Origin of the sequence: Mesorhizobium sp. M2A.F.Ca.ET.042.01.1.1 (genome assembly GCF_003997405.1) — a bacterium.
Lineage (GTDB): Bacteria > Pseudomonadota > Alphaproteobacteria > Rhizobiales > Rhizobiaceae > Mesorhizobium.
This window is the reverse complement of the sequence record NZ_RZRX01000019.1, coordinates 1-11684: the sequence shown is the minus strand read 5'-3', so window position 1 is coordinate 11684 and position 11684 is coordinate 1. Positions and strand designations below refer to the sequence as shown.

The 11684-nt window shown below is 63.6% G+C and carries 14 protein-coding genes; 5 read left to right on the top strand and 9 right to left on the bottom strand.

What is annotated here, in order from left to right:
• The first annotated feature begins 41 nt into the window (after window positions 1-41).
• Together EOA23_RS04990 and EOA23_RS04985 are read left to right on the top strand one after the other, a co-directional pair.
• Window positions 42-503 (top strand): MaoC family dehydratase, encoded by a 462-nt coding sequence (locus EOA23_RS04990; RefSeq protein WP_126059758.1) that lies wholly within the window; start codon window positions 42-44, stop codon window positions 501-503.
• Window positions 500-970, top strand: a complete 471-nt coding sequence (locus EOA23_RS04985; RefSeq protein ID WP_126059757.1) for a MaoC family dehydratase — start codon at window positions 500-502, stop codon at window positions 968-970. The genes EOA23_RS04990 and EOA23_RS04985 overlap by 4 nt, the downstream gene beginning before the upstream one ends.
• A gap of 162 nt (window positions 971-1132) precedes the next feature.
• On the opposite strand, the gene EOA23_RS04975 is transcribed toward EOA23_RS04985, so the two are convergent.
• The 5 genes from EOA23_RS04975 to petA form a co-directional block, all read right to left on the bottom strand.
• The gene (locus EOA23_RS04975) at window positions 1133-1678 is read right to left on the bottom strand and encodes an adenine phosphoribosyltransferase (protein WP_126059756.1); all 546 of its coding nucleotides are present in this window, start codon (window positions 1676-1678) and stop codon (window positions 1133-1135) included.
• Window positions 1679-1869: 191 nt separating this feature from the next.
• The gene (locus EOA23_RS04970; protein ID WP_127303088.1) at window positions 1870-2565 is read right to left on the bottom strand and encodes a phosphatase PAP2 family protein; all 696 of its coding nucleotides are present in this window, start codon (window positions 2563-2565) and stop codon (window positions 1870-1872) included.
• 142 nt (window positions 2566-2707) lie between these two features.
• The gene (locus EOA23_RS04965) at window positions 2708-3580 is read right to left on the bottom strand and encodes a cytochrome c1 (RefSeq protein WP_042647593.1); all 873 of its coding nucleotides are present in this window, start codon (window positions 3578-3580) and stop codon (window positions 2708-2710) included.
• Window positions 3581-3601: 21 nt separating this feature from the next.
• Complete coding sequence (locus tag EOA23_RS04960; RefSeq protein ID WP_126059754.1) at window positions 3602-4903, bottom strand: cytochrome b N-terminal domain-containing protein; 1302 nt, start codon at window positions 4901-4903, stop codon at window positions 3602-3604.
• A 16-nt stretch (window positions 4904-4919) separates the two neighbouring features.
• Complete coding sequence (gene petA / locus EOA23_RS04955; RefSeq protein ID WP_042647595.1) at window positions 4920-5480, bottom strand: ubiquinol-cytochrome c reductase iron-sulfur subunit; 561 nt, start codon at window positions 5478-5480, stop codon at window positions 4920-4922.
• Window positions 5481-5740: 260 nt separating this feature from the next.
• Between petA and EOA23_RS04950 the strand changes: the two genes are divergently transcribed.
• The 3 genes from EOA23_RS04950 to EOA23_RS04940 are packed head-to-tail and all read left to right on the top strand — an operon-like array spanning window position 5741 to window position 6797.
• Window positions 5741-6028, top strand: a complete 288-nt coding sequence (locus EOA23_RS04950; RefSeq protein WP_127303087.1) for a type II toxin-antitoxin system prevent-host-death family antitoxin — start codon at window positions 5741-5743, stop codon at window positions 6026-6028.
• Window positions 6028-6447, top strand: coding sequence for a type II toxin-antitoxin system VapC family toxin (locus EOA23_RS04945; protein WP_127303086.1), 420 nt, complete (start codon window positions 6028-6030; stop codon window positions 6445-6447). The genes EOA23_RS04950 and EOA23_RS04945 overlap by 1 nt, the downstream gene beginning before the upstream one ends.
• Window positions 6448-6452: 5 nt before the next feature.
• A complete protein-coding gene (locus EOA23_RS04940) occupies window positions 6453-6797 on the top strand; it encodes a cupin domain-containing protein (protein ID WP_127303085.1) in 345 nt (114 codons plus the stop codon).
• 82 nt (window positions 6798-6879) lie between these two features.
• On the opposite strand, the gene EOA23_RS04935 is transcribed toward EOA23_RS04940, so the two are convergent.
• The 4 genes from EOA23_RS04935 to EOA23_RS04920 form a co-directional block, all read right to left on the bottom strand.
• Window positions 6880-7191 carry a DUF6665 family protein gene (locus EOA23_RS04935; RefSeq protein ID WP_126059753.1) on the bottom strand — a complete coding sequence of 104 codons (312 nt, stop codon included), beginning with the start codon at window positions 7189-7191 and terminating at the stop codon, window positions 6880-6882.
• Window positions 7192-7200: 9 nt separating this feature from the next.
• Entirely contained in the window at window positions 7201-9084 is a 1884-nt protein-coding gene (locus EOA23_RS04930) for an ABC transporter ATP-binding protein (RefSeq protein WP_127303084.1), read from the bottom strand.
• On the bottom strand, window positions 9081-10973 hold the full coding sequence (locus EOA23_RS04925; protein WP_127303083.1) for an ABC transporter ATP-binding protein: 1893 nt from the start codon (window positions 10971-10973) through the stop codon (window positions 9081-9083). The genes EOA23_RS04930 and EOA23_RS04925 overlap by 4 nt, the downstream gene beginning before the upstream one ends.
• A 155-nt stretch (window positions 10974-11128) precedes the next feature.
• On the bottom strand, window positions 11129-11684 hold a 556-nt coding region (locus tag EOA23_RS04920; RefSeq protein ID WP_127303082.1), incomplete at its 5' end, for an ATP-binding cassette domain-containing protein.

Genomic DNA, 11684 nt, shown 5'->3' with positions numbered 1-11684 from the left:
GCCGATTTGGGGATCACGCATTCGTCAACCGGATTGCCAGCATGACCGGAAAGACCTGGGCCTATGAGGATTTCGTCGAGGGGTCCTCGCTCGACCTCGGCAGCAAGACTGTAAGCGCTGCCGAGATCATCGAATTCGCCTCGGAATTCGATGCCCAGCCGATGCATCTCGACGAGGAAGCCGGCAGGGCGAGCATCCTCGGCGGCCTTTCGGCTTCGGGCTGGCACACCTGCGCGATGTTCATGCGCATGCTGTGCGACGCCTTCCTGCTCGATTCGACGTCTCAAGGGTCGCCCGGCATCGAGCATGTGAAATGGAAGAAGCCGGTTCTGGCCGGCGATACCTTGCGCGGCACGGTCACGATCCTGTCCAAGCGCCAGTCCAAATCGCGGCCTCAGCTCGGCTTGATCACCATGCGCAGCGAACTGGTCAACCAGCGCGGCGAGAGTGTCTTCGAGCTGGAGAACATCGGCATGTTCCTCACCCGCGAGGCCGCGGCATGACCCTCGACGAATTCTTCCTGATCGGCCAGACCGTCACGCTCGGCTCGCACAAATTCGAGGCTGACGAGATCAAGGCGTTCGCCAGGAAATACGATCCGCAGGTCTTCCATGTCGATGAGGAGGCGGCGAAGAAGAGCGTGCTCGGCGGGCTTTGCGCCTCGGGCTGGCACACCGCCGCCACCTGGATGAAATACAACCTCGCAAAGCGCATGGAGACCGAGGGCGTGCGCTGGACCGGCCCCGGCCCGCAGCCCGAATTCGGCCCCTCGCCCGGCTTCCGCAATCTGAAATGGCTGAAGCCGGTCTACGCGGGCGAGACGGTGACCTTCACGCGCACCGCGCTGGCACACCGCCCGCTCGCGGGACGCCCGGGCTGGAACCTGCTCACGCTGCGCTCGGAAGGGTTCGATTCGACCGGCGACAAGGTGATTGAATTCGACAGCGCGGTGCTGGTGAAGGTGGAGTAATGTCTCTTCCTTCTCCCCTTGTGGGAGAAGGTGGATCGGCGCGCAGCGCCGAGACGGATGAGGGGTGTTCCAGCGGAGTGAGACGCTGGCGGCATCTGGAGCACCCCTCATCCGTCGCCTTTGGCGACACCTTCTCCCACAAGGGGAGAAGGGAAAGCCGCGCTAATGCCCCTCGAACCCGATCAGCGTCCTGACCGGCACGCCGAGCGCTTCCAGCTTCTTGCGGCCGCCGAGGTCCGGCAGGTCGATGACGAAACAAGCCGCGACGATGTCGGCGCCGATCTGCCTGAGTAGCCTCACCGCTGCTTCCGCGGTGCCCCCGGTGGCGATCAGGTCGTCGACCACGATCACCTTCTCGCCGGGCGAGACGCCGTCCTTATGCATCTCCATCTCGTCCAGGCCATATTCGAGGCTGTAGGCGACGCGCACCGTTTCGTAAGGCAGCTTGCCCTTCTTGCGGATCGGCACGAAGCCGGCCGAAAGCTGGTGCGCCACGGCGCCGCCCAGGATAAAGCCGCGCGCCTCGATGCCGGCGATCTTGTCGATCTTCAGCCCGGCATAGGGATGCACCAGTTCGTCGATGGCACGGCGAAAGGCGCGGGCATCGCCAAGCAGCGTGGTGATGTCGCGAAACAATATGCCGGGCTTTGGGTAATCCGGAATGGTGCGGATGGCCGCAAGCAGCGTGTCTTCGAGGGAGGATTTCATCGAGGCTTTCCGCGTGTCCGGCTGTCGGATTTGGCGTCGGCCATTGCTGCCCGACGCGACCGACAAGGGCTACCGCGATGTCGCGCCAGAGACAAGCACATCCGGCAAAGCATTGGCGCCGACCGGCCTCGGCCGTAACGAAAAGGGCGCCTGCGAAGGCGCCCTTCGAAAAGCAGGCGCTTGCCTGGCAACTACATGCCTAGGTCCGAGCGCAGCTCGGAGCGCGCCACTTCGAACTCGGCCTTGAAATCGGGACGGCTGAGCAGGACCGCCGCAATCACGCTGCCCGAAATCTTGCCCATCTCGATGTCGGACGGGTAGTGGATGCCGCCGACCACACGGTTATGGGCATATTCGGCCGCGCGGGCCATGATCTCGGCGCGCTTTTCCGGCACCATGTCGGACAGGATGATGGCCATCATGGTGCCGACCGTGGCATGGCCAGACGGCCAGGAACCGGAATTGGACAACTTCACCACGGGCTTGACGAGATCGCTGAGCTGATGCGGGCGCGGACGCTTCCAGAGGTCCTTGGCCGGGTCGACGACCGCGCCTTCAGTCGCGACCACGCGATCGAAGAACGCGCTGAACTTCGGCAGCGTCTCCTTGTTGAATTTCGCTCCCATGACGTCGGCGAAGCGCCAGACATTCTCTTCGGCATCGGCAATTGCGCGCTTCTCCATTTCGGGCGTGCGCGTCACCTGCAGGGTCAACACCTCGCCGAGTTCGGCCTTGGTCTCGGCCGAATCGTTGGCGGGCGGCGGCGGCAGGATCATCGTCAGGTCGATGTCCTTGTTGGTGACGAAGGGCTGGGCGTCCTCGGCTTGGACGGCCGGGCTGGCGACAAGAAGCAGCAACACGGCTGCGAGCGGCGCGAATCTTTTCATGGGAACGATCCTTTGCGGTAGGGGCAAGGCAGGATCGCCATGCGCAATGACGGCCATGTGACATGGCCGGATCGACGCGGTTCCGAGATACAAAAAGGGCGCCTTTCGGCGCCCTTGCATTTTTCTGGAAGCCGGCCGCGGCTCAGTGCGCGACGTCGGCCCACACCCTGCGCTTGGTCATGTAGACCAGCGCGCCGAAGAGCAGCAGGAAGATCATGACGCGGAAGCCGGTCTTCTTGCGGTCCTCGAGATGCGGTTCGGCGGCAAACATCAGGAAGGCCGAGACGTCACGGGCATACTGGTCGACGGTCTGCGGCGAGCCGTCGTCATAGGTCACCTGGCCATCCGAGAGCGGCTTCGGCATCTTCAGGGACACGCCGGACAGGAAGTACGGGTTGTAGTGCGTGCCTTCCGGGATCACCATGCCGGCCGGCGGCGTCTGGTCGTAGCCGGTGAGCAGCGAGTGGATATAGTCCGGGCCGCCCTGCGCATATTGCGTGAAGATGTCGAAGATGAAGCGCGGGAAGCCGCGCTCGACGCCGCGCGCCTTGGCGAGCAGCGACATGTCCGGCGGAGCGGCGCCGCCATTGGCGGAAGCCGCGGCCTGCTCGTTCGGGAACGGCGCCGGGAAGTGGTCCGACGGCTTGCCGGGACGATCGAACATGTCGCCGGCGTCGTTCGGGCCGTCATGGATGGTGTATCCGGCGGCCAGCGTCTTGATCTGCGCTTCCGAATAGCCGAGCCCTTCCAGCGTGCGGAAGGCCACGAGGTTCATCGAGTGGCAGGCCGAGCAGACTTCCTTGTAGACCTTGAGGCCGCGCTGCAGCTGCGCCTTGTCGTAGGTCCCGAACGGGCCGGCGAAGCTCCAGCTCATTTCCTTCGGCTCGTTGATCGGGAAATGCGTCGGCGCGGCCGCGTTGTGTTCCTCTTCCGCGGCGATGGCCCCAGCACTTGACATCCAGGTGCCCGCGACCACCAGGCCGAGCAGCGCCAGCGAGGTGAGAATCTTCTTCATACCCAAAATCCCCTCAGATCCTCAGCCTTTGGTTTCCGGCGCGGCGGTCGCGCCTGCCGGATGTCCGCTGCCGCCCTTGTTCTTTTCCAGCACCGCCTCGGTGATCGAGTTCGGCAGCCTGCGCGGCGTCTCGATCAGGCCAAGTACCGGCATGACGATCAGGAAGAAGGCGAAATAGAACAGCGTCGCCATCTGCGCCATGAACACGTAGGCGCCTTCCGCCGGCTGCGAGCCCAGCCATCCAAGCAGGATGGCGTCGGCCACGAACAGCCAGAAGAACAGCTTGTACCACGGACGGTAGACCGCCGAGCGCACCTTGGAGGTGTCGAGCCACGGCACCAGGAACAGCATGGCGATGGCGCCGAACATGCACAGCACGCCGCCGAGCTTGGAGTTGATCGGGCCGATGTTGAAGGTGATGGCGCGCAGGATCGCGTAGAACGGCAGGAAGTACCATTCCGGAACGATGTGGGCTGGCGTCTTCAGCGGGTTGGCGACCGTGTAGTTGTCCGGGTGGCCGAGATAGTTCGGCAGGTAGAAGACGAAATAGGCGAAGAAGAACAGGAACACGATCATGCCGAACGCGTCCTTGATGGTCGCGTAGGGCGTGAAGGCGACGGTGTCGGTCTTCGACTTGACCTCGATGCCGGTCGGGTTCGACTGGCCAACGACATGCAGCGCCCAGATGTGCAGCACCACGACGCCGGCGATCATGAACGGCAACAGGTAATGCAGCGCGAAGAAGCGGTTCAGCGTCGGATCGTCGACCGCGAAGCCGCCGAGCAGCAGCTGCTGGATCCAGTTGCCGACCAGCGGAATGGCGCTGAAGAAGCCGGTGATCACGGTGGCGCCCCAGAAGCTCATCTGTCCCCAGGGCAGCACGTAGCCCATGAAGCCGGTGGCCATCATCAGCAGGTAGATGATGCAGCCGAGGATCCACAGGAGCTCGCGCGGCGCCTTGTAGGAGCCGTAGAACAGGCCGCGGAAGATGTGGATGTAGACGGCGACGAAGAAGAACGAGGCGCCGTTGGAATGGAGATAGCGCAGGAGCCATCCCGAATTCACGTCGCGCATGATCTTCTCGACCGAATCGAAGGCGAGATTGGTGTCGGACGTGTAGTGCATCGCCAGCACGATGCCGGTCAGGATCTGCGAGACCAGCATGATCGACAGGATGCCGCCGAACGTCCACATGTAGTTGAGGTTGCGCGGCACCGGATAGGCGACGAAGCTGTCATAGATCAGCCGCGGCAGCGGCATGCGCGCGTCGAACCAGCGCTCGATACCGGTCTTGGGCGTATAGGTCGAGTGTCCCTCGCTCATCGAAATGTCCCCTGCCTCAACCGATAAGGATCTTGGTATCGGAAATGAACTTGAATACCGGGATCGCCATGTTCTCCGGCGCCGGACCTTTGCGGATGCGGCCGGCGGTGTCGTATTGCGAACCATGGCACGGGCAGAACCAGCCTCCGAAATCGCCTTCCTGGCCGAGCGGGATGCAGCCGAGATGGGTGCAGACCTGCACCATCACCATCCAGGCTTCCTTGCCGGGCGTCGTGCGGTTGGCGTCGGTCGCCGGCGCGTCGGACGGCAGGTTGGCATTGCGCGCGATCGGGTCCTTGAGATCGGCGAGATTGACGGCCTCGCCGTCCTTCATTTCCTTTTCGGTGCGGTTGCGCACCACCACCGGCTTGCCGCGCCATTTGACGATCAGCGAGCTGCCCGGCTGCAGCGAGGAGACGTCGACCTCGACCGAGGCGAGAGCCAGCGTCGAGGCATCGGGGCGCATCTGGTCGATGAACGGCCACGCGACGGCTCCCGCGCCGACAACGGCGGCCATGCCGGTGGCTACGTAGAGAAAATCGCGACGGTTGGGATCGTGGATGTCGGTTGCGCTCACGGGTGCCTGATCCTTTCGCCTCTTCCTAACCGGAGGCCGAGCCTTGTCCCCGCTCAATCGCACCTGCCCGACAGCGCATGGCGAACAGGCTAGCGAATTCCTCCGGCATTTGGATTTTCGGTTTATGCGTGCGGCCCGTTTTTGTCCAGCGGGGTGAGGCCACAAGGGCAGATTGTCGCGGGCATTTTGGCCAAGCGGAAATTTGACGCACATTGACGGATGTAGCAATATGTCTACATCTTCTGGGAAGAGGTGCCGAAATGAACATCTCGACGAAGGCGACCACCATGTCGAGCCGTGAGTTCAACCAGGATACGGCACTCGCAAAACGCGCGGCCAGGAACGGTCCGGTCATCATCACCGACCGAGGCAGGCCCTCGCATGTGCTGATGTCGATCGAGGAATATGAGAAACTGAAAGCCCAGGGCAAGCCGGAGAAACATAGAAGCCTCGCAGACGCGATTGCCGATGATCGCCCCGAAGCCGATTTTGATTTCGAAATCCCGGAGCTCAAGGCCTTATCTCTGCGCCCGCCCGAGTTGGACTGATGTATCTGCTCGATACCAATGTCATTTCCGAACTGAGGCGGAAAGACCGATGCGACCCGAACGTCTGGGCCTGGGCCGAGAGCCGAAATCCGGGCGAGTTCCATGTATCAGCCGTCAGCATTCTTGAGGCCCAGATCGGCGCCCTGAGAGCCGAGCGAAAAGACGAGAAGAAAGGAGTGATTCTGCGCGCCTGGGTGGACGGATTGGTCGCCGAAATGGCGGAGCGCATATTGCCTGTGGATCTCGCAGTCGTGCTGCGTTGCGCGCCGCTCCACGGCCCAGATCCCAAGCCTGACCGCGACGCCTATATCGCTGCCACCGCGCTGGTCAACAACATGACAATCGTGACCCGCAACACCAAGGATTTTGAAGGTACCGGCGTGAGGTTGTTCAATCCCTGGATACCGGCGAAGGAGTAGAGGCCATGGCGCATGTCATTGAACGCGACAGCTGGGCCGAATCCCCGGACCGCTGGAAAGGCGAGCTGCAATGCGGCCAGTTCGGCGCCAATTCCTGCCTGATCTTCAATTATCAGGAGAAGATCGGCGCCGGCCCGCGCCTGCACAAGCATCCCTATGCGGAGATCTTCGTCATCCGTTCCGGCACCGGCCTTTTCACCATCGGCGACCAGGAAATCAGGGCAACCCCCGGCCAAATCCTGATCGTGCCCCCCGACACGCCGCACAAATTCACCAATCTCGGCCCCGGTCCGCTCGAAAGCACCGACATCCACGAGAACGGCCACTTCATCACGGAATGGCTGGAATAGGGCATAATACCGAACCGCAGGTCAGCGTAGCAAAAAGTGGGAATCGGTTTTCGGGAAAGATTGTGGTCAAACCAAAGAGCGCCTAGCTGGCGCCGAGCCTGACCAAAACCGCCCGTGGGATGTCGTATTCGCGGATCACCGCGTCGTGCTTGCGCAGACCGCAAAGCTCGCGCTGGATGAAATAGGCGTGCACGGCCGCGGCCGCTTCCTTGAGCAGCCGGTTGCGGTGCTCGCCCTCCCCCCTCTGGCGCAATCTGGCAAGGGTTTCCTCCACGCGCTGGCCGGCGCGGCCAAGCGCTGCGGCCTTTTCGGCGAGGATTTCGTGGCCGAGCAGGTCGAGCGCGCTTTCCTGCGCGCCTGAGCGTCCGAAATTGGTAGGCATACGTACCGACATGACGCCGTTCTACTCCGCCGGCCGCGTCTCTGCCAGCGCGCTTTCCTCGTTGAACAGGAAGCCGCCCGACTGCCGTTTCCAAAGCCGCGCATAGAGCCCGTCGAGCGCCACCAGCTCGTCATGCGTGCCCTGTTCGACGATGCGGCCGCCGTCGAGCACCACCAGCCGGTCGAGCGCCGCGATGGTGGAGAGCCGGTGCGCGATGGCGATCACGGTCTTGTTTTCCATCAGGCGGGTCAGGTTTTCCTGGATCGCAGCCTCGATGTCCGAATCGAGCGCCGAGGTCGCCTCGTCGAGGATGAGGATCGGCGCGTCCTTGAGGAAGACGCGTGCGATCGCCACGCGCTGCCGCTGGCCGCCGGAAAGTTTCACGCCGCGCTCGCCGACATAGGCGTCGTAGCCGGCGCGGCCTCTGGTGTCGCGCAGTCGCAGGATGAAGTCATGCGCCTCGGCCTTTCTCGCCGCGGCGATCACCTGCGCGTCGGTGGCGTCCGGCATGCCGAGCTTGATGTTGTCGCGCAGCGAGCGGTGGAACAGCGCCGTGTCCTGGCTGACCACGCCGATATTGCCGCGCAGCGAGTTCTGCGTCACATGCACGATGTCCTGGCCGTCGATCAGGATCTGGCCGCCTTCAAGGTCGTAGAGGCGCAGGATCAGATTGGCCAAGGTCGTCTTGCCGGCGCCGGAGCGGCCGACGATGCCGACCTTCTCGCCCGGACGCACAACGAGGTCGATGGCGTCGAGCACTCCTGCCCCCTTGCCGTAATGGAAGGTGACGTTGCTGACGTCGATACGACCGCCGGTTACGACCAGTTCCTTTGCATCCGGGGCGTCGGTGAGGCCGAGCGGCTGCGAGATCATCGCCTTGGAATTCTCCAGCACGCCGAGGTTTCTCAAAATGCCGTTGAGCTGCATCATCACTCTTCCAAGCAGCATGTTGAGCCTGAGGACCAGAGAAAGCGTGAAGGCGACAGCGCCGACCGTGATCGAACCCTCGACCCACAGATAAATAGCGAAGCCGGCGATCACGGTGATCATGACGCCCGACAACGTCGTCAGCGCCATGCGCACGCCGGTCAGACGGCGCGTGAACGGCCGCAGCGCGTCGAGATAGGTGTCGAAGCCGCTGCGGATGTAGCGGTCGTCGCCATCCGCCGAGAACAGCTTCAGCGTCTGCACGTTGGAGTAGGAATCGACGATCCGGCCGGTGATCATCGACCCGGCCTCGGCTGTCGCCTCGGCGTGCTTGCGGATCTGCGGCAAATAGAGTTTGGCCAGCCAGCCGAACACGGCGATCCAGACCACCACCAGAACCGCCAGCCTGAGGTCCAGGCCGGCGACCAGCGCCAGCGTCGTCACAGTATAGATGATCATGAACCAGATGACCTCGATGAAACTTTCCATCAGGTCGCCCGTCGCCTGCCCCGCCTGCCAGACTTTTGTCGCGATGCGGCCGGCGAAATCGTTCTGGAAGAAGGCATAGGACTGGCGCGAGACATGCCGGTGCGCCTGCCAGCGCACCAGGTTGTAGAATCCTGGCGTGATCGTCTGCTCGTCGACCAGCGCCGACAGGCCGACGACGGCCGTGCGGATGACGAGCACGACCGCGCCCATGAACAAGAGCTCGGGACCCGCGGCGGTCCACAGCGCGTGCCAGCTGCGCTCGCCGGGCAACTGGTCGAGTATGTCGACCAGCCTGCCGACGAAATAGAACAGGCCGGCCTCGACCAGCGGCGCGATGCCGCCGATGATCAGCATGGCGAAGAAGGCGAGCTTCGCCTGTCCGACATAGTGCCAGAGGAAGCCGCCGACGCTGGCGGGCGGCCGCAGATTCGCGGGCTCGCGGAACGGGTAGACCCAGTGCTCGAACCAGCGATAGATGGCCTGCATCATTCGGCGGCTTCACCTTTCGTCGGCGGGGCGTCGGCGACCGGCTTTTCCTCCAGCAGGAAGCCGCCGGACTGGCGGCGCCAGAGCTGGGCATAGAGCCCGCCCTTGGCGATCAGCGCCTCATGCGAGCCGTCCTCGACGATGCGGCCCTTGTCCATGACGACGAGCCGGTCCATCGCCGCGATCGTCGACAGCCGGTGCGCGATGGCGATGACGGTCTTGCCCTGCATGAGCTTGTAGAGATTCTCCTGGATGGCGGCCTCCACCTCCGAATCGAGCGCGGAGGTCGCCTCGTCGAGGATGAGGATCGGCGCGTCCTTCAGCATAACGCGGGCAATGGCGATGCGTTGCCGCTGGCCGCCGGACAGCTTCACGCCGCGCTCGCCGACAAGCGCCTCATAGCCGCTCTGTCCATGGGGATCGGTGAGCCCCGCGATCACCTCGTCGATCTGGGCGGCTTTCGCGGCGCTGACCATCGCCTCGTCGCTGGCCGACTGGCGCCCATATTTGAGGTTCTCGCGAACCGACCGGTGCAAGAGCGAGGTGTCCTGGTTGACGAAGCCGATCGCCGCGCGAACGCTCTCCTGCGAGACGTTGCGGATGTCCTGCCCGTCGATCAGCACCTTGCCGTCCTGCACGTCGTACAGCCGCAGCACGAGATTGACCAGCGTCGATTTGCCGGCCCCGGAACGGCCGATGAGGCCGACCCGCTCGCCCGGCGCGATCTTCAGCGACAGATTGTCGATGACGCCGCCTTTGCCGTCCTTGCGCCAATAGTTGAAGTTCACCCGGTCGAACTCGATGCCGCCGGCGGTCACGACGAGGGCCGGTGCGTCCGGCTGGTCCTGCATGACGATCGGCCGCGCGATCGTCGTCATCGAGTTGCTGGCGACGCCGATCTGCCGGAAGACATTGGCGCCGACATCGAGGATCCTGCCGGAGATGTTGGCGATCTGCAGCGCGAAAGGTATCGCCGTCGCCACGGCGGCGGTGGTCATCGTCCCGGCGTTCCAGCCAGCGAGCGCCAGCCAGCTCACGGCGATAAGCAGCGCCGCGTTGAGGACGAACAAGGCCGACCACATCAGCGTGAAAACGCGCATCAGCTGGTAGAATGTGTCGGCGTGCTCGACCACCGCCTGCGAGACATATTTGTCCTCGTGCTCGCCGGTCGAGAATGTCTTGAGCGTCAGGATGTTGGTGTAGCTGTCGACCATGCGGCCGCTCACCTGCGACCACCGCTCCGACAATTGGGACGAGCGTTGCGTGATCCTGGGCATCGCGGACCAGAAGATCAGGCAATAGAACAACAGCCAGACCGCCACGACCGCCAGCAGAAGCGTGTCGAGCCGGGCCAGCACCACGATGGCGACCGCGACGAACACCAGCGCGTACCAGACGGCATCGACGGTGAGATTGACGCTCATCTCCACCGAATCGCCGCTCTGCATGACCTTGGTTCCGATGCGGCCGGCAAAGTCGTTCTGGAAGAACGACCAGTCCTGGCGCACGACATGCCAGTGGCTCTGCCAGCGGATGAGGTCGATGAGGTTCGGCGCGATGGCATGGTTGCGGATCAGCGCATCGACGACCATCGACAGCGGACGCAAAAGCACGACGAAGGCCATCAGGACGAGCAGCGGCCCATGTGCGGCGAAGAAATCGCCGGGCCTGGTGCTGGCGAGCAGGCCGACGATCATGCCGACGAAAATCGGCAGCATCGCGTCGATGATTGCCGCTACGGCAACGATGATCATGCGCAGCCGATAGGCGGCGCGAAACTGCCTAATGAAATACCAGTAGAACCGCCAAAGCCCCATTGGCGGCTGCCTGTCGTCGGCCAGCGCCACCGGTGAATAACGGCTTTCGAACCAGGTGAAGATGCGGTCGAACATTTTTGTCTCGTGGAGGCCACAAACCCGCCGGCACCCGATTTGGTCGCCGGCGGGCCTCTGTGAGCAGGTCGAGGCAGGGCCTCTGGCCGTACCGTGGTTACGCCCGGGATCGATTCCCGGCAATCGCCGTAACCTTGATCCCAATCGCGATCGCGTTACTCCGCCGCCATTTCCGTCGCCTTGGCGTCGGACTCGGCCGGTCCGTCATCGAGCAGGAAGCCGCCTGACTGGCGCTGCCAGAGCTGGGCGTAGAGCCCGCCCTTGGCGACGAGCTCCTCATGCGAGCCCTCCTCGATGATGCGGCCCTTGTCCATGACGACGAGCCTGTCCATTGCCGCGATCGTCGACAGCCGGTGCGCGATGGCAATGACGGTCTTGCCCTGCATCAGCTTGTAGAGGTTCTCCTGGATCGCCGCCTCGGCCTCCGAATCGAGCGCCGAGGTCGCCTCGTCGAGGATCAGGATCGGCGCGTCCTTCAGCATGACGCGGGCGATCGCGATGCGCTGCCGCTGGCCGCCGGAGAGTTTGACGCCGCGGTCGCCGACATGGGCATCGAACCCTTTACGCCCATTGTGGTCCGAAAGGCCGCCGATGAAATCGAGCGCCTCCGCCCGCCGCGCCGCCTCGATCAGCATCTCGTCGGTCGCGTCCGGCCGGCCGTAAAGGATGTTCTCCTTCACCGAGCGATGCAGCAGCGAGGTGTCCTGCGTC